This window comes from Flavobacterium sp. (genome assembly GCF_050696275.1).
In the GTDB taxonomy this organism is placed as follows: domain Bacteria; phylum Bacteroidota; class Bacteroidia; order Flavobacteriales; family Flavobacteriaceae; genus Flavobacterium.
In genome coordinates this window covers 63,902-80,502 of the sequence record NZ_JBOGUT010000016.1, presented here as the reverse complement: position 1 = coordinate 80,502, position 16,601 = coordinate 63,902, and the positions used below count along the sequence as shown (strand labels likewise).

The window sequence follows — 16,601 nt, the reverse complement described above, 5'->3', positions numbered from 1 at the left end:
TTCAGGTTGTAGGTCATAGTTGCCATCAAAACATGTTTGTTGGCTTGCCTGATTCCACGGCTATTTACCTTTTTCATATTCAAAAAATTAATCAAAGTCCCTAAAACGGGCTCTACTGTTTTGCTTCGCACTCTAAGCATTCGCTTGGCATACAGAGGGTTTTGAGTCAGTTTTTGGTGCATTTTATCGTAATCCAGACAATTCGAACAATATTCAATTAGTTTTCTATCAGAGTTGCTGTTGTTTAAATAACCCACCAAACAGATTTTAAAAAACACTATCGGGTCGGTACTCTCTTGTCCTTTTTCTGCGTAATATTTTGCTGTCACTTTATATAAAAAGTGAAAATCTAGTGCCGAATCCAGCATTCGATAATAATTATGTTCTGAAACCAAATCTTGTAAATGAACCTGGTAAAGCATTTTGGGGCTGAGTTCTTTTCTTCCTTGCATTCTTAAAAATGCGAAAATTCATGTTTTTAAACAAACCATTTTATTATATTTGGATAGTTGTGCAACAAGCACAGGCGTTTGGCAAGATTGCGAATTTTGTGGTAAATTCACGTTTACGTTTCGCAAGAAATTCTATCTTTAACAGAAAACAATTGGTTCCGAACTTCACAACCTCGTCAAACACCAAGCGAACGACATACATAAAATCATTGCCAATAAATCCATCAATCATGAAATCACTTCAAAATAGCATTGTACCTTTTTTCTTTCTTTTGTTTTCAATAGGTAATGTAAACGGACAAACGAGTTCTTCGGGTGATACATACATTTTGAAAGCAGACGATTTTAAAAAACAATTGAAAATGGATAGCGCCGTATTCTATTATGAAAAAGCAGCTGTTGCATTTCAAAGAATAAAGGAATATGAAAAACTAATAGATTCCTATAATCAATTAGGCATAATAGTAACCAGACAAGATAAGTATGACAAAGCCAAGATGTATTTAGAAAAGGCGTTGTCTGCTGGACTTTCTTTGCCGGACAATGCTAACTTAGTAATTGCTACGACTTATATTAGTTTGGGAGTGGTGTATAACGCTGAAGAAAATTACAATGAATCTTTGAAGTACCATAACAAAGCGCTTTCGATACGATTGTTGAAACTGGGAGAAAATGATGCAACTGTAGCAACAAGTTATGGAAACCTTGGAAATGTGTATCGGAACAACAAGAATTTTGACAAATCAATCGAAGCTCATTTGAAAGCCATGAAAATCAGAGAAAAACTTTTTGGGCTTAACAGTGTAGAAATTATTGAATCTTATGTGGGTTTGGGAAATACATATAAAGAGGAAAAGAAATATACGATCTCTTTGGGATATTTTGAGAAAGCACTGGAAAATAAAATTATCCAGCGTGGAGAAGGACATAAAGATCTGGTGAAATTTTATAAATACATCAGTGATGTTTACTTTTTGATGGAAAACAAATGGAAAGGAGACGAATACAAAATTAAATGGGAAGAAATTGAAAAGAAATCAAGCAATTCTCAAAAACAAAATTAAGCATTTGAATAATCGCCCTGTCAGCTAAGAGTTGTGTATATTTGAAATTTACCAGTAATATTTTTAGATGTGAATCAACTTAAATACATTTTCATTTTTTCATTTCTATTTTGTTCAATAACAAAAGTCTATTCTAGTCAAGATTTCTATGAAATAAAAAGATATGGAAATGTAATAGTGAGAATAAAAAGTGGAGATGCATTCGAAGAAATTAATAAAGCACTAATCATTGGACGGTTAGCAGAAAAACTTTCGAAGAAATTGAAGTATTCTAAAACCATTTTTCTTCATTTCAATCATTTTTATACAGGAAACTGCACACCAAACTATTTTATATCATTTGATAAAGGAAAAGTTTTAGGAAACAGATTTGAAGACGGAAAGCCTGAAGAAGAGGTTCTTAAACAAAATTCCATCGTAATAAGACAAGCCAGTTCTTTATTTGATGCGCAAATCACTCTTAAACTCATAGAATATGCCATCAAAAATGTCAATAATATTCAGAAAAATCAACAATTAATTTTTTATGAAAAGAACTATTGTTCTTGGGAATTTAAAACTATTAACCAAGCTACAATAACTACAATTATCAATACCCCTAATACAAATATTATTAATGATTGTTTAAACACAGAAATCAAATTTGATGATAAAACGGGAATATCGTACTATTTTAAGAACGATTGTTTTACTTTATTTTATAAATCCAAATCCAAAAAACAATTCGAAATTATTAACCTAAAGACTATCTATTATATAGAAAGAATAAACTCAGAAACTCAAATAGTGTTTGAAACTAAAAAATCCTTTTACTATATAGCCAAAAATAAGATTTCAAAAAAACAATATATACCAAGCCCGAGGATTCCTTTTGTTCCGTATAACATCGAAAAAAAGGGGAAAGACAACATATCTTTCTTTTATTACTATACTGTTTTTACTGGCAAGAGTGTCAGACCAACGAGGACTCTGAAAAAGGAACATATTTATTCAATCACAAAAGACAAATTAGTTATATAAAATAGTTTTTCATTATTCAGGATATCTAATATCCTTTTTTTGAGAATACTAACCTTTTTAAAATATTTATCATTTTGATTGCTATTGAGATTGCTAAATCCCTCTTTACTGATTAATGAAGATTGATTGTCTATTAAGACACGTAAGCTATGACATTCAATGATTTTATGGTTATTGAATATTTTATTATACATATAATCTATGTCGTTATGAAATGATTTTGGAATGGGATAAGTGTCTACTGGAATATGTTCAATATTGTGATTTTGCAAATATTTCTTGATTGCTGTTGTTTCTAAGGTAATAAGACTTTCTTTTTTATAGCATTCGTCGAAACAGCTGTATGAAAGTTCTTCAAATATTATTTCAGGACATATTTTCTCAATAATTTTATGTAATTCAGTAGAATTACAGTTTCCACATTCTTTATGTATAGTAAAAATTAAAGTGATATTAAACATACTTTTGTCTTATACATTTTTATAGAATATTTTACCTCTGTTAAAGATAATATTTTTTGAATACCCCATGAACATTATCATTCAGTATAAATACTGAATTTAAAAAATTAATTTTATTGCCATTTAACAAATGACAAGGTTTTGACGTATTGTTTGTTAAAATATTATTGAAAAATAAAATTAAGTTAAAGGACTACATTTTAAACTCTCCTTTTTTTCTTTCATTTGTAAGAATTAATCAAGCAGCTAAGAAATTTTGAAAAGATATATTATAACACTAAAAAAGATTTCAGGCTTCTTAATAGCCTTAATATTAATTCACTCGCTTTTTTCATGTAAAACAGTTAAAATAAGTAATAATTCAGTTGCTAAAAAAGAAATCAACTACATACCTTATTACTTAAAAGTATACGAAGCGGACAGCTTGTTTCTTACTAATAACTATCAAAGAAGTTATGAGATTCTTGATAGTTTATTTCAACATTACGAGCCTTTGAACATGGAAGGATATTTTGAGTATAGCACTTACATTGCTTCATCAGTTTTAACACATCATTTAAAAGATATTGATAAAAAAATCAAAAGAGGCTATGCTGATTTTGGACATATTAGTATCTCACATAAAAATTCATTCGATTTTTATGACAGTATTATGAAGATTTCAAAACTTACAGAAACGGAAATACAAACATTAAAGATTGAACACTCCAAAAAGATTAATCTGGATTTACGGCAAAAAATTGTAATCATGTCAGAAGAAGATCAAGCACCAAGGATGGATTATAATCTTGAAAAAATAAAATTTTATCAGGAAAAGCACAAAACAGAAATTGAAGATATTATTTCTAAATATGGTTACCCAAATTATAAAGTAATTGGGGATGTAAGTTATTCTGATGGTACTGATAAGAATTATAAATCAGTGTCCTTCACCACTATTTTTTTGCATCAGGATATGAATGTGAAAGAAAAATATTTACCAATGATGTTGGAAGGTGTAAAAAAAGGGACTTTTTTACCAGCTGATTATGCTGCAATTTATGACAAAAGTATGTTGCAAAAAACAGAGAAAAAAAATAACCCCCGACAACTTTATGGAACTTTTCCTGGTTTTAATTTGATTTATCCTAAAAAAATAACCTCTATTAGAAAGTCTATAGGATTACCTTCTTTCAGACATGAAGTTTGGAGATACAATCAAATATTTGAAGAGAAAATAGAAATCAATTAATTTTTAAATTTTATAATTATGAAAAAACTAAAATCATTAGAAACCTTTAAACAAGAAGGCCTTAGCCTGAAAAAAGACGAATTGTTAAACACTGAAGGAGGCATTGGTCAACCTGTACCTGAATCGTCAGAATCAGTTCGTTATGAAGATACTTCTTTTCCAACATCTGACTGTATAAGATGGGCAAGGAAGGATAGAATGGGATTTTTTCAAGATAAAGAAGAAGGCATACTAGTAAATTATTAATTTCAACAATGCTGGAGATTCCTTTTAGGGTTTCTCAGGCATTTTTTATCTTCATTATGATATTACTATTATCTGACGAAAGAGATTTATCAACCACTCAAGTTATTGAGTGGTTAGATATTCTGGATAAAAAATGGATTCGAATAAATCAGGAAGATAAAATTGAAATTGAATTTTGTGGAAATGAAATTGTATTTAAGCTTAATACAATTGAGTTTAAATTTTCTGATATTAGGAGTTTTTGGTACAGAAGAGGTTTTTTAAATTTAAAAACTGATTCAACAGGAATTGACCCATTTGATGAATTTCAGAACATGGAATTAAATATTCTCATGCAGTATGTATATTATAAATTCAACAAAATACATCATTTAAGCTCAATAAAAAATGCAAATGTCAATAAATTAATAGTCACTTCAATGGCTAGAGATTGCAATATTGAAACTCCGGATGATTATATTTTTTCAAACAGAATCAATTTAGAAACAGTTAGTAGTAATTATAAAAATGCATTTATAACTAAATCAATGAGTGGCGATTCAATTCGCGAATTTGAAAATTTCATAGTATTCAATTATACTACAGAAGTAAAACCTGATTGGAAGATACCGGAATCATTTTCTCCTTCTTTGATTCAAAACCACATTGCGAAAAAATACGAATTACGCATTTTTTATTTAGCTGGTGATTTTTATACAATGGCCATATTTTCACAAAATGATAATCAGACCAGTGTTGATTTTAGAAATTATAATGATACCAAGCCAAACAGAAGGGTGCCATTTAAACTTCCATTAGCGATCGAGCAAAAATTAGATACATTAATGAAGAATTTAGATCTTAATAGTGGTTCAATTGATATGATAGTTACTCCAGATGATAATTATGTTTTTCTAGAGGTAAATCCAGTTGGACAATTTGGGATGACATCTTTCCCTTGTAATTATAACATAGAAAAAAAAATAGCTGAATACCTGAGTTATGAAAATTGAAGAAATACAAAAGTTTGTTGAGGAGAATAAAGATAAGCTCCCATTATCATATAATGAATTAGTTTACAAACAAAATGAACAAATCATAAAGTCTGGAAAAACAGTTTATTCGGAAAAATATAAGGATTCGAACTACTCCCTATTTAAATTCTATAAACCTATTTCACGTATTAAGTAAATGACAACAAAGAAATATTTTAAAGTATTTGCAAATTGTATTGTTACCAAGGGATATAATAGAGGCTTGATTTTAGATATCCAAAGGAATAATTTTACTGCCATACCGGATACAATGCAGGAAATAATTTCGCATTTGCAAGATAAGAGTTCCATCAATGAAGTAATTAATCTATATGGGGTAGAAAATAAAGATATTATAAATGAATATTTAGATTTTTTGATTGAGAATGAGTTTGGATTCATAGTTGGTGCTGATGAATTTGATTCGTTTATAAACATAGATACCAGCTTTGAAATAGCATCCTATGTAACGAATTGTATCGTTGAAATTTCAAAACAAACAATTGCAAACATTGATAAAATAGTTAACGGATTAGAGTCCTTGTATTGTAAAGATGTGCAATTTGTTTGTTATGAATCACTCGATTTAGACATCTTAAAATATATACTAAAAGCTACGAACGAAACCAATTTCAGATCAATAGAACTTATTTTAAAATATTCCGAAGAAGTATTTGAGTTTATTGCGGATATAGATAAAAACAATTTCAGGATTACAGAGCTTACTTTGCATTCTTCGGCAAACAAGAATAAAGAAGTTTCAAAAGGAACTTTCAATATTATTTTCATTGATCATGAGTTAAAAGATTTCAGAAACTGCGGAATTGTTGACAGTAAGTATTTCAACAATATTAATAAATACAAAGTCTTTGAATCTTTGCATCACAATTCCTGTCTTCATAAAAAAATATCAATCAATATAAATGGTGAAATAAAAAACTGCCCTTCTATGCCGGAAAGTTTTGGTAACATAGAAAATACTACTTTGGAAGAAGCACTTAATCATCTTGACTTCAAAAAGCATTGGAATATAACAAAAGATCAGATTGATGTCTGTAAAGATTGCGAATTCCGTCATATATGCACCGATTGTCGTGCTTATGTAGAAGAACCAGGAAATCAATATTCCAAGCCCTTAAAATGCGGTTATAGCCCCTATACAAATACATGGGAAGAATGGAGTACAAATCCATTAAAACAAAAGGCCATTGCATATTATCGCATGGAATGTGAAAAGTAATTTTTGCGTAATATTTTTTAGTTATCTGAATTGATTTTACCCTTTAGCAGGGAATCATTTTATATTTATAATATCATTGTTATAATTTTGAATATTTATCCAACCTAATTCTTTAATTATTTCAAATGACATATCACGAACATTTACACAATTAACTTTAAAATATAACAAAGTAAATATATTTCTGCTGTTTTAATAATTACTTTCTAATTTTCAATATTATTTGCAGGAATTGAAGTGCTATAAAAAAAGGTTCTTGTTAAACATTTGCCTAAATATGTTTAGCAAATGTTTAGCAAAAACCTTCTTAATGCTTATAAATAGGTTTTTAAAGTGACCACGGTGGGATTAGTTTTTTATACTACATTTATATATAACCAATACTAAATACATATAAAATTTATATTAATATATACAAAATACAATATTTTGTATTGTTTGTATATAAATAATATATATATTTGTTGTGCGTAATGTTGTGCGCTGATAATTTCTATTAAAAAAATAAATGGATAAATATGGCTACAGTTAATATTCTTATCAGGAACAAAAAAAGCAATCCTGCTAACCTTGACATCAGATTATCAAACGGTCGGAAAAAGGATTTTTTTTCCAAAGTAAATATTTTTGTCAATCCTAAAAATTGGGATGATAAGCGGCAACAAATCAGGAATGTCATTGAGGTTCAAAATCGGGATAAATTGAATTCAAAATTAGCATCATTAAAAACATTTGTTTTAGATGAATTCAATATGGCTTTTATGAACGGGGAAATTATTGATAAAGCTTGGTTGGATTCTGTTATCAATAAATTCTTCAACCGGCCAAACAATGAAGTTAAAAATATCATTGAGCCCCACAATATATATTATCTGGATTTCGCTAATTGGTGGCTAAAAAATAAAGCCAAAACGTGGAAAACAGAGAAAAACCAATACCTGAGTAATACAGCCATTGAACAATACCAGTCCTTCACGAAAATTTTCGAAAATTTTGAAAAGAAAAAGAAGGTAAAGGTGAAGTTTAAAACTTTTGATACGGATCAAATAAATGATTTTGTAACATTCCTGGAAAAAACAGAAGAATATGCAGAAAATACGGTAAAGCGGCATATTGGCCGGTTACGATTTTTTGTGAACCGGGCCAGCGGATTGAGTATTGAAACCCATAAAAGTTTTGAGGAAAAAATATTCGCTACACCGACAGAGGAAGTGATGGAACCATATCTTTCAGAAAATGAAATAGAATTGATATTCAAACATGATTTCAGCTACAATGAAACCATAGACAATGTCAGGGATAATTTTGTTATTGGTCTTTGCACCGGCTTAAGAGTTTCCGATTTCAATAACAATTTGAACATTTCAAATATTGATGGGGATTTTATAGAAATCCGTACTGAAAAAACCGATACATGGGTTTCCATACCAATTCATCCATTTGTGAAAACTATTTTAGATAAAAGAGTTGGATTGCTTCCTCCTAAAATTTCCGACCAAAAATTCAATAAATACATAAAAGATATATGTTTTTGCGTGGGCCTTGATTATCAAATCAAAGGGAAGTTGTTTGATGGGGAAAGCAAAAGAGATATAGTAGGAGTATACCCAAAATATAAATTGGTATCTTCGCATATCTGTAGAAGATCATTTGCAACCAATTTACATGGTGTTGTATCGAATGCTGTGATACAAAACATAGGTGGTTGGAGTACTGAAAAAATGATGCTGAAATATATTAAAAAATCTAAACGGGAGCATGCGGAGGTTTTGCGTGATACCTGGAATAAAAAATATCAAACCAAATAATTATAAGTATGAACGACACTATCACTATTACAGATTCTGAAAAAATAAACAAAGTCCTGGAAGCTTTGGACCTAACAATTCATTCTTTTACAAAAAAATTAAAGTACAGCTCTTCGACTATTTATCATGTTATAAATGGGAAAAATAAATTATCTCCTTCAATGATTGAGAGAATAATGATTACTTTTCCTGTAGTAAGTTATAGATTTTTGAAAGAAGGTGAAGGAGAGGTTTTGCTGGACGAATCCCAGAAGAAAAATCAAATGAATATGTTTAACATTTTGGATGAAAAGCACGATAATGTGGATTCGGCAATTATGCTGGAAAAACTGAATACTTTGATTATGCTGCAGCAACGGGGAAATGAGTTGCAGGTCCAGACAAATGAATTGTTGAAGGAATTATTGGAAACAAAAAAAGCGGTGTGATAACCGCTTTTATTTTTCCGTGAAGTTTATTTCTGATTTTAGCACTTTTAGGATTTTCTCCATGGTTGCGATTGTGAGGCCCTTTTTACCGCCGGTTTCTATTCCGGAGATATATTTCCTTGCTTCGGTATTTCCGAAGACTTCTAGGGCTAATTCTGCCTGAGTTTTACCTAACGCTTGTCTTTTGGCTTTTACAAATTCTGCAAATTGTTTGAGCAGAAAGTTTTCTGTGGATTCTATATTGGTAGTCATGGTTTAAAAATTTAAGATTATTTACATGCAGAACGTGGGTTATTAATACAGGTACTACATAGATGTTGAACAATTTTTTCTTTTGGATCTGAAACTATTTGTTTGTTCTGCCTTCCGTGGCCATAATTACAATATTTATGCCCTTTGGATTGTAACTCTTTTTGAAGTCGAATTATCATTTTTACATTTGGATCATTTGGGAAAAAATGTTCCATTTCCTGAACTTCTTCGATAAATCCATAAGAACCACAATTACATTCACCAGATCTGCCAAGGATCTTGCTTGTAGGGCTTCTTTGTAAATTCTCCGATTTTTGTAATTCGTAAATATCTTGTTTAGACCAGTTAGCTATAATACTACACCAGTATTGATTACCTTCTTTATGGAATTCTTTTACGGTTCCCATCCTTCGGATACTTTCGTCTTTTCTGCCGCCGGAAATGTACATTATTCTACGTTCTGGTTTTTTTACCACAAGGCACTCTATGTCTGTATGATTAGGATGATAGATAAGAGGAATTTCTCTTTTATGAGCAGTTTTTCCATCAATTCTACAAAATGATCCCTCGAGTTGAAATCTTCTTTGAACTAATCTTAATGCACGTTCTTTTAATTTTATGTACATTGTTTGATGCTGCCCTGGTCCAGGAAAACCATGTTCAAGAACTAATTCTTCGTAAGTTTCTTCATTTGTTCTTGCAATTATCAAAGGGTCTTTTACGTAATCTTTAACAAAATCAGTTACTGCTTGAATGCCAACTGTAGTATCAACATGAACAACATAGTCAATATTACCAACTAATTTGGCAACAGTCATGGCAGCAATACTGTCATCTCCTCCGGATACAAGAGCAATTATGACATCTGGTTTACTTTTTTTAATTGCATATTCAAAAATTCTTTTCGAATCCTCAATTTTATCTATTAACATAAGTATGTTCTTTTATGGTTTTTTAACAACTAAATGGCATTTCCAGCCATCTGTTTTCTTTTAATTGTACCGAAACGGTTCCGTAATAGTCGTCGCACTCATAACCAGTGTATTGGTCAACCCAAACGCCTGGAAGATGTTCGTAACCTTCTTTTTGAAAAGTCCCTTTTGGTTTTCTTGTAATAGAAAAAGTACCACATAGTTCTGCATCTTTCATATAGTGCTTCAGGTCCTCAAACCAATCCTTGCCTTTTAATTTTTCAACAGCTTTTAAAATTCTGTCGTTGATTCTTTTTTCATTTTCTCGATGTATTGTCAACTCTTCAAAATACTCGTTCATGGCATCTACATATTCCTGATCATCTACAAATGACTGATTTTCAATTTTCTCAATTTCTTCTGGGGAGAAAAAAATATTTTCCATGGCTATTTGTTGTTTAGGATATCAACCACTTTTTGGCGGTCAACCGGTTTGTAAAATTCTCTTTCAATTAAAAGTAAATCATTGTGAATCGATTTCACATCGGATCTTCTCACGGTGATTTGACAAATTCTCCGGGCGCGGCCTTTGGTTACTTCAAGAGTAATCCATTCGTCGGCCAGTTTGGAAACGCTGCCAAGGGTGATTTCGTTGTAGTTAATGCCGCCTGGCGGGTTAAATACCTGCTTCACGCTTTTTACCTCGTAATCCCTGCCGTTGTACATTATTAATCGTTTTACTGGCGGAAGCTCGCAATCAAAAATATGTTCCTGAAATAATATATCGCCGTTTTCTTTTTTCCAAATTGATTTAGTCTGTTTCATAATCTTAATTTTTTAGCGGTTTCCTCTGTTAAGGTTAAATCCAATTCTATTAATGATTCTATATTATAAATTGGGATATCTTTCTCATACAATTCATTTTCAAAATAAATTTTGCCATCGTGAAATGTAATAAATAAATCAGCATTTTTTAATTCTAATTGTGCATACCCTTGTGATTCATGGATTAATTTAAGCCCATCAAATAATACACTTTCTTTTGCTTCATGCCACGCCTCAAAATGACAGCATATATCCTCGCCTTTTTTATGATCACAATTTTTGCAAGTATTGTCAATTGGTTCTTCCAAAGGCATCCCATCTTTCCCACACGGTACGAAGTGTTTTAGTTCGGGGGTTTGTTTTAGGAATTCCGCGTAAACCTCACAAGCTTCCATTTGCCTACACTTATCCTCTACATATGTTTCATTATCATTTATCAAATCTGATATTTTTAAAACATAATCCACCATCGGTATTAATTTTCTGTTTTCCATAATTCCTGATTTTAGTTATACCAGTAGTGTCCACAACGCAAGCAATAGGCTTGACGATTTTCAACTCCGGATCTTGTTAGTGTTGGAATAGTGCAATTGCACCAGGTGCCGCATTCGTCTTTAACCGGCTTTCGATATCCGAATAAAGGGCTTTTTGAATACTTCTGTTTTTCTGTTTGCTCCTTCATAACTGTGTTGTTTCAATGTTTTGTTTGATTTCGTGATTTTGCAAAATATCATCAGCAATGGAAAATAACATTAACTGATTGTCTGGAACATCAGGGGTTGTATCATCGTCACCATCATTGGTGTTATACCATTCGTCATAATAATCATCAGCGGTATCTTCACAATCAGGACACCAATTGCAGCCCATAGAAATTGCATTATTCGGAGCGCTTTTATCTCGTATGACATCGTGTGTTCTACCACAATCGCAATTCATTTTTATTGTTTGCATGACTTCTATTTATAAAGGTTGATTTTTAAAAGAGAGTGTAGGCGTGTAGAGACGCCTCGTTTTTAACTTACCTGATGCTGAAACACAAATCCAGACAGCTATCAGTCTCGCCGGCTCGGTATGTAACTATCTACATAGTACCCGGTAAGCTCACTCTCTTAAACTATATTGTTTTGATTAATATCTGTTTTCTTCCTTGAAAATCCGGAGAAGCTCTTTATCTGTTTTTAGCAGCAAATCACTCCCCCGGAACATTACATTTTTCTTACACCAGTCGTAAAACTTAATAGCAAATTCCTCGGCCACTTTCTCACAATCTGAATTGTGATCCTGGCCCGATTTCACATTTCCGAAAGTCTCTCTTAATTTTCCCATGGCTATTAGTAGTACAATTTAATCCAGCCGTATTCGATTAGCTTTTCTACTGACAATTCCATCCAAGGCAAAGCGAATCCTTTAGAGCGCAAATAATCCAATTGAACAGCGTTTAGCGATACAAGTTTTTTGCCTTTCCAAAGAGAGCTTTTAACTTCTAGATAAGCGAAATGGCCGACTAACTCAATTCCGAAAACAAAACCAATCATTGATTTTTCAAGAAATTTTTTATCTTCTGCAGTAATTCCGAATTCAGGATTATCTAATTTCAAATGACATTCCGAAATTATGCGCTTGGTCATGTAAGTAGGACCAACCTTGGCCACCCGGCCCTGGTCGTCTTCATTCCAGCTGCGGATATTCTGCCCGTAGTATAACGAGAAGAATTTTGCTTTGTTTTCTAACGTATTTTCCATGGTTAATGATTTTTAGTTTTACCATCTTCACAATATTCCCAGAAAGAAAGTTTTCCTTTCACATTTAGAATTGGCTTATCATATAGAACAGGATTAGCCAATACCCAATTGTAAATTGGTTTTTGATTAGGTATAAATACTCCTTCATCTTCATAACCAGCGGTGTATTCAGCCCATATGCTTGAATGATTCATTACACAATCTACAATATCAACTTCGCCTATGATTGCTGATGTTAGTTGCGAAAAACATATTGTATCGTTTTTTTGTTGTTCTGTTAATGTTTTCCAATGCTCTTTAGGTAGAAAATCAGAATATAATCCTTTGGTTATTTGTCCTGAAGCATGAATATAAATCCGACCACGAAAGTTTGTTTTCCATTTCCTGTTTTCGATGTCTTTAATGCCGTGAGCAATTAGTGATGCCCACGGCTGTTTTATTGAAAGTGCTTTCATAATTCAAGTTTTCGGGTTACACGGTTAATATTGTTGGTTTCAACTCCTTTGTCCTCGGGATAATAAGTGGCTCTTTCTTCAAAATCTTTGAAACAGTCGTCGCAGTAGCAGCTATTCAGGGCACCGATATATGTGCTACTGAACATTGCATTATTGCAATCATCACAAATGCACAGCCCGCCTATTTTTAGCATTTGGGCTGTGTTCATTTTTATGATTTGAAAGCCTTTTTTTGTGATTTCTGTCATGGCCTAAAATTTAAATCCTACCCGTACGTATCCGGAATATTGCATTTCGGGTACCGCATCTGAGTACATGAAATCAGAACGCCAGTCGCCGGTTCCCCGGACACCAACAAACATATTCCGGAAGTAGTAATCCACGCCGCCTTCATACCCGAACAGCGGGTACACGTATTTCTCACGATTGATAACGCCTAACCGGATTCCGGTGTATGCACGCCACTGGTCGAAGTGCCCGGAGGTAAGGTTTATCCCGAAGCCGCCTGTGGCATCCAAATACCCGCCATCCAAAACAGTAAAGGATTGTACATTGAATTTCGCGTACTTCCAATACGATACTACTTCGATTTCCGCGACGATATCGAGGCCTTCTTCTTTTATGGAGCTGCTGGGATCAACTGCGAAAGAAGCAGTGAAGTATTCCTTGTCAATAAAGTGTATCTGCGCATTTGCTACCATTCCGATAACTAAAAATGCTATTGATAATATTTTTTTCATGTGTGTTTGTTTAAAAACGATTGACCTGTACATCGTGAGGTAGTTGGTTTTAAGAATGTGGACTGGCGCACAACTGTTCTCCTTGAGGGTAAAACAGGATATCTTGCAGTTCTTTATGAAGTTGTTCTTGTGTAGTCAATGTAGCTTCAATATCTGTCAACAAAGATTCAATGTCAACCAACATGCCTGATTTTTTAGCACAAGTAGTATCTAAAGCTTCTTTTTTTGGTATATCGGTTTCAGATGGAGTACGATAAAGAGCCTCATTAATTGACCTTTGATTTTGTTTGTTGATTACAAGTCTGGCAGCAATTTTTTCCAATCGCGTTACCACAAATTCTAAATTTTGCATAATGTGTGTATTATATTTTTGCCTACTCTTTAGCTTTTCGGCGGCCGCTAATTTTAATCTGTGCAAAATCCCGCCTGGCATCCGCTGCCTGTTCCAAAATTGAAATCTAATTGAAGACCAATTTTTGATATATCCAGCATGCTCATGGATTCTTTAAAAGTGTGGTTGTATAATTCCTCTTGAATAGCTGACCAATACATTATTTCAGGGTTGGTTTCAAAATTTTTAAGCAGTTGTTGTTCATCTTTCCAAAAGCAATTTTGACAATTACTGTCTTTTGGGAAATCTATGTTTTTATCTGCCCAATAATTTTTGACAATTCCATGATGAATTTTATCTTCAATTAGAACGAATTCTCCTATTCTCCACATAATTTCAGACCATCTTTGAATCCAGGTGCCGGATTTTTCTCTGAATTCGCAATGGGTAGGATATTTCCACATATCTGTAAACTTTTCCATTCTTTCCATTTCATCATATCGATATCCAATTCTCATTTTTACTGGAAGTGTGTGATACAAATAGAGAAATTCAAAAATTGGTTGCATCTTCATAATGGTAGTGCAGAATCTCTTGTTAATGTTTGGGATAGCTTTTTTAATTACTAACATTTCTTCCCAACTCATTCCGCGAAGCCAAATTATTTCCCGCCCAATCATTTGTTCTAAGTCAAACATTGTTTTTAAAATAATTGGATCTTCTGAAGTTGCAATAAATGGTTTTTGATGTGAACAGTATTTTTGTAGTTTATCATTAGCCATTTGTACCAATTTTTTATCTAATTGTCTTCCGGCATTATGGCTGTCTATACACACTAGGCTAAATATTTCTAAATCGGCAGGGTAGTGAACAGACAGATAACTACTGGTTCCGCCTCCTGATAAACTGTTTACTGTTTTCATATCAACGTTTTAATAGTTTTTTGGTTGCGAAACCTTCTACTTCCAAAATGAATACCTGCATGCTGGGCAGCTGGTAAAAAGTATTTTCGTCCGTTATTCCTTCAAGTAATAGCCGGCCAGTCAAATCAAAAACCTTGAAATGATAACCGTACTTGTCAAATTCGAATTCAGGCACGGAAAGGGTCGCACAATTCACCACCTGAACCGAATTGATAACCGGTGAGTTCTGTATCGCATTCATCGTACAGATTTTGGAGTTCCCGCAGCCTTCAATTCTTCCTGGACCGTTGATGTATCCTGTGACTGTGAGGTAAGCGTTCCGCAGGTGCAGAGTTTTTCCATTGAGATTTAAATCTCCTGTAGTGATAAATTGCTCTTGTGCTTGCGAATTTGAACAGTTTTGACCCAAAGGCATGTCTTGTGTCATTCCTGATAAATTAACGGGTATTTGAGCCGTTAAAATCGTTGTTAGCATAATCGCCAACGCTGTGAAAATAGTTTTCATAAAAAATTATTTATTAGGGTTATTATTCGATTCGATTTCTTCCCAACAATCCAGGCATGTAGTAGTGCGTGTGTCTTCTTCGTCTGTATAGGAAGCGGTGTGTTTGTGTTCACACACTTTTTTGCGTGTTCTCCTGATTTCCAAGTACAGGATGGTGGCTACTATGATGAAGCAGCCCAATAAAATAACAATAGCCATGCTAATTGAATTTGTAGTTATACTTTTCCTTAATTTCATCGGCTCTGCCTTTCAGGGTAGATACATGAAAAGTGGGTTGGTTTAGCTTTCCGACAATGTCAGTAACGTCTATATCGTTCGTGTTTCCGCCTAAATCCCGGAACCAATTATAAAAGTTGTTCGCTTTTTTCATAGTCTTGATTTTACTTGAAATCAATGCTTAACAAGCTGATTTCACCGGTTGTTAGTTTTTTCATGGTTTCTAAATTGACAATCGCGGACACCCAACTACCCGATGTATCGTGTATTTGAAATGCATCGTCGGAGAGCCTTTCTACTTCACGGGTGATTAACCCAAATTTCCAGTCAAACACATGTCCGATTTTAAAATCTTCAAGTGGTGGTCTGCTATAATTTTTTGTTTCCATAGTTTTTACAAAATAAAAACGGCCTGAATTTCTTCGGCCGTGTGGTTAGTAAACTGCTAAAATGATTCCCAATAGCACTATTATAATTAATAACAGCGTATCGCCTTTATTACTCTTTTTTTCCTTCATTCGATGTTATTTTTATGTTTTACTGATGGTTCGTTAGTCCAGAATTCCACACCATCCGGAAAGCGTAAAAGAAATTTCTTTTCTCCACTGTCACGTATTATGGTTTTTACTTGGGCAATCAGCCCATGTGTTCCGCCAATTAGTTTGGTAACGTTAACCGTGTCGCCCTTCATTATCTGTGGGATTTGCTGTATTTCAAATAGATTGTACTGCATGA

Annotated in this window: 27 protein-coding genes and 2 pseudogenes; 8 read left to right on the top strand and 21 right to left on the bottom strand. The window is 32.9% G+C overall.

The genetic code is table 11. From position 1 onward, the window contains the following. Both ACRDEC_RS09915 and ACRDEC_RS09910 read right to left on the bottom strand, forming a co-directional pair. Positions 1-191, bottom strand: a pseudogene (locus tag ACRDEC_RS09915) (transposase); the annotation flags it as partial. 45 nt (positions 192-236) lie between these two features. Then, a pseudogene (locus ACRDEC_RS09910) lies at positions 237-368 on the bottom strand (hypothetical protein); the annotation flags it as partial. 92 nt (positions 369-460) lie between these two features. Here ACRDEC_RS09910 and ACRDEC_RS09905 point away from each other — a divergent pair. Beyond that, positions 461-1,516 (top strand): tetratricopeptide repeat protein, encoded by a 1,056-nt coding sequence (locus tag ACRDEC_RS09905; RefSeq protein ID WP_431498181.1) that lies wholly within the window; start codon positions 461-463, stop codon positions 1,514-1,516. A 69-nt stretch (positions 1,517-1,585) separates the two neighbouring features. Further along, on the top strand, positions 1,586-2,536 hold the full coding sequence (locus ACRDEC_RS09900) for a hypothetical protein (protein ID WP_431498180.1): 951 nt from the start codon (positions 1,586-1,588) through the stop codon (positions 2,534-2,536). Here ACRDEC_RS09900 and ACRDEC_RS09895 read toward each other — a convergent pair. Continuing rightward, the gene (locus ACRDEC_RS09895; RefSeq protein WP_431498179.1) at positions 2,503-2,997 is read right to left on the bottom strand and encodes a hypothetical protein; all 495 of its coding nucleotides are present in this window, start codon (positions 2,995-2,997) and stop codon (positions 2,503-2,505) included. The two genes, ACRDEC_RS09900 and ACRDEC_RS09895, sit on opposite strands and share 34 nt — an antisense overlap. Positions 2,998-3,253: 256 nt before the next feature. Here ACRDEC_RS09895 and ACRDEC_RS09890 point away from each other — a divergent pair, with 256 nt between their 5' ends. The 6 genes from ACRDEC_RS09890 (at position 3,254) to ACRDEC_RS09865 (ending at position 8,963) form a co-directional block, all read left to right on the top strand. Next, on the top strand, positions 3,254-4,228 hold the full coding sequence (locus ACRDEC_RS09890; protein WP_431498178.1) for a hypothetical protein: 975 nt from the start codon (positions 3,254-3,256) through the stop codon (positions 4,226-4,228). 18 nt (positions 4,229-4,246) lie between these two features. Further along, entirely contained in the window at positions 4,247-4,474 is a 228-nt protein-coding gene (locus ACRDEC_RS09885) for a hypothetical protein (protein ID WP_431498177.1), read from the top strand. A gap of 8 nt (positions 4,475-4,482) precedes the next feature. Beyond that, positions 4,483-5,466 (top strand): grasp-with-spasm system ATP-grasp peptide maturase, encoded by a 984-nt coding sequence (gene gwsG / locus ACRDEC_RS09880; RefSeq protein ID WP_431498176.1) that lies wholly within the window; start codon positions 4,483-4,485, stop codon positions 5,464-5,466. Between the two features lie 178 nt (positions 5,467-5,644). After that, positions 5,645-6,727, top strand: coding sequence for a grasp-with-spasm system SPASM domain peptide maturase (gene gwsS, locus ACRDEC_RS09875; protein ID WP_431498175.1), 1,083 nt, complete (start codon positions 5,645-5,647; stop codon positions 6,725-6,727). Positions 6,728-7,245: 518 nt separating this feature from the next. Further along, entirely contained in the window at positions 7,246-8,535 is a 1,290-nt protein-coding gene (locus ACRDEC_RS09870) for a phage integrase SAM-like domain-containing protein (RefSeq protein ID WP_431498174.1), read from the top strand. A gap of 8 nt (positions 8,536-8,543) precedes the next feature. After that, the gene (locus tag ACRDEC_RS09865; RefSeq protein WP_431498173.1) at positions 8,544-8,963 is read left to right on the top strand and encodes a helix-turn-helix domain-containing protein; all 420 of its coding nucleotides are present in this window, start codon (positions 8,544-8,546) and stop codon (positions 8,961-8,963) included. Between the two features lie 9 nt (positions 8,964-8,972). On the opposite strand, the gene ACRDEC_RS09860 is transcribed toward ACRDEC_RS09865, so the two are convergent. The 18 genes from ACRDEC_RS09860 to ACRDEC_RS09775 form a co-directional block, all read right to left on the bottom strand. Beyond that, positions 8,973-9,215 (bottom strand): helix-turn-helix domain-containing protein, encoded by a 243-nt coding sequence (locus tag ACRDEC_RS09860; protein ID WP_431498172.1) that lies wholly within the window; start codon positions 9,213-9,215, stop codon positions 8,973-8,975. A 17-nt stretch (positions 9,216-9,232) separates the two neighbouring features. Continuing rightward, positions 9,233-10,147 (bottom strand): hypothetical protein, encoded by a 915-nt coding sequence (locus tag ACRDEC_RS09855; protein ID WP_431498171.1) that lies wholly within the window; start codon positions 10,145-10,147, stop codon positions 9,233-9,235. 22 nt (positions 10,148-10,169) lie between these two features. Further along, the gene (locus ACRDEC_RS09850) at positions 10,170-10,571 is read right to left on the bottom strand and encodes a hypothetical protein (protein ID WP_431498170.1); all 402 of its coding nucleotides are present in this window, start codon (positions 10,569-10,571) and stop codon (positions 10,170-10,172) included. Positions 10,572-10,573: 2 nt separating this feature from the next. Beyond that, positions 10,574-10,951 carry a hypothetical protein gene (locus ACRDEC_RS09845; RefSeq protein ID WP_431498169.1) on the bottom strand — a complete coding sequence of 126 codons (378 nt, stop codon included), beginning with the start codon at positions 10,949-10,951 and terminating at the stop codon, positions 10,574-10,576. After that, positions 10,948-11,445: a hypothetical protein gene (locus ACRDEC_RS09840; protein WP_431498168.1), complete on the bottom strand. Its 498-nt coding sequence runs from the start codon at positions 11,443-11,445 to the stop codon at positions 10,948-10,950. Before ACRDEC_RS09840 ends, ACRDEC_RS09845 begins: the two co-directional genes overlap by 4 nt. A gap of 184 nt (positions 11,446-11,629) precedes the next feature. Next, positions 11,630-11,905 (bottom strand): hypothetical protein, encoded by a 276-nt coding sequence (locus tag ACRDEC_RS09835; protein ID WP_431498167.1) that lies wholly within the window; start codon positions 11,903-11,905, stop codon positions 11,630-11,632. A gap of 177 nt (positions 11,906-12,082) precedes the next feature. After that, positions 12,083-12,280 carry a hypothetical protein gene (locus ACRDEC_RS09830; protein WP_431498166.1) on the bottom strand — a complete coding sequence of 66 codons (198 nt, stop codon included), beginning with the start codon at positions 12,278-12,280 and terminating at the stop codon, positions 12,083-12,085. 5 nt (positions 12,281-12,285) lie between these two features. Beyond that, entirely contained in the window at positions 12,286-12,696 is a 411-nt protein-coding gene (locus ACRDEC_RS09825) for a hypothetical protein (protein WP_431498165.1), read from the bottom strand. A 2-nt stretch (positions 12,697-12,698) separates the two neighbouring features. Further along, positions 12,699-13,151, bottom strand: a complete 453-nt coding sequence (locus ACRDEC_RS09820; protein WP_431498164.1) for an ASCH domain-containing protein — start codon at positions 13,149-13,151, stop codon at positions 12,699-12,701. Next, positions 13,148-13,399: a hypothetical protein gene (locus ACRDEC_RS09815; protein ID WP_431498163.1), complete on the bottom strand. Its 252-nt coding sequence runs from the start codon at positions 13,397-13,399 to the stop codon at positions 13,148-13,150. Before ACRDEC_RS09815 ends, ACRDEC_RS09820 begins: the two co-directional genes overlap by 4 nt. A 3-nt stretch (positions 13,400-13,402) precedes the next feature. Further along, positions 13,403-13,891 carry a hypothetical protein gene (locus ACRDEC_RS09810; RefSeq protein WP_431498162.1) on the bottom strand — a complete coding sequence of 163 codons (489 nt, stop codon included), beginning with the start codon at positions 13,889-13,891 and terminating at the stop codon, positions 13,403-13,405. 49 nt (positions 13,892-13,940) lie between these two features. Then, positions 13,941-14,243 (bottom strand): hypothetical protein, encoded by a 303-nt coding sequence (locus ACRDEC_RS09805; protein ID WP_431498161.1) that lies wholly within the window; start codon positions 14,241-14,243, stop codon positions 13,941-13,943. Positions 14,244-14,296: 53 nt separating this feature from the next. Continuing rightward, the gene (locus tag ACRDEC_RS09800; RefSeq protein WP_431498160.1) at positions 14,297-15,145 is read right to left on the bottom strand and encodes a hypothetical protein; all 849 of its coding nucleotides are present in this window, start codon (positions 15,143-15,145) and stop codon (positions 14,297-14,299) included. A 1-nt stretch (position 15,146) separates the two neighbouring features. After that, a complete protein-coding gene (locus tag ACRDEC_RS09795) occupies positions 15,147-15,650 on the bottom strand; it encodes a hypothetical protein (protein ID WP_431498159.1) in 504 nt (167 codons plus the stop codon). A 6-nt stretch (positions 15,651-15,656) separates the two neighbouring features. Continuing rightward, a complete protein-coding gene (locus ACRDEC_RS09790) occupies positions 15,657-15,887 on the bottom strand; it encodes a hypothetical protein (protein ID WP_431498158.1) in 231 nt (76 codons plus the stop codon). After that, the gene (locus ACRDEC_RS09785; RefSeq protein ID WP_431498157.1) at positions 15,850-16,020 is read right to left on the bottom strand and encodes a hypothetical protein; all 171 of its coding nucleotides are present in this window, start codon (positions 16,018-16,020) and stop codon (positions 15,850-15,852) included. Before ACRDEC_RS09785 ends, ACRDEC_RS09790 begins: the two co-directional genes overlap by 38 nt. 10 nt (positions 16,021-16,030) lie before the next feature. Further along, the gene (locus ACRDEC_RS09780) at positions 16,031-16,255 is read right to left on the bottom strand and encodes a hypothetical protein (protein WP_431498156.1); all 225 of its coding nucleotides are present in this window, start codon (positions 16,253-16,255) and stop codon (positions 16,031-16,033) included. Positions 16,256-16,380: 125 nt separating this feature from the next. After that, on the bottom strand, positions 16,381-16,599 hold the full coding sequence (locus ACRDEC_RS09775) for a hypothetical protein (protein ID WP_431498155.1): 219 nt from the start codon (positions 16,597-16,599) through the stop codon (positions 16,381-16,383). Positions 16,600-16,601 lie beyond the last annotated feature (2 nt).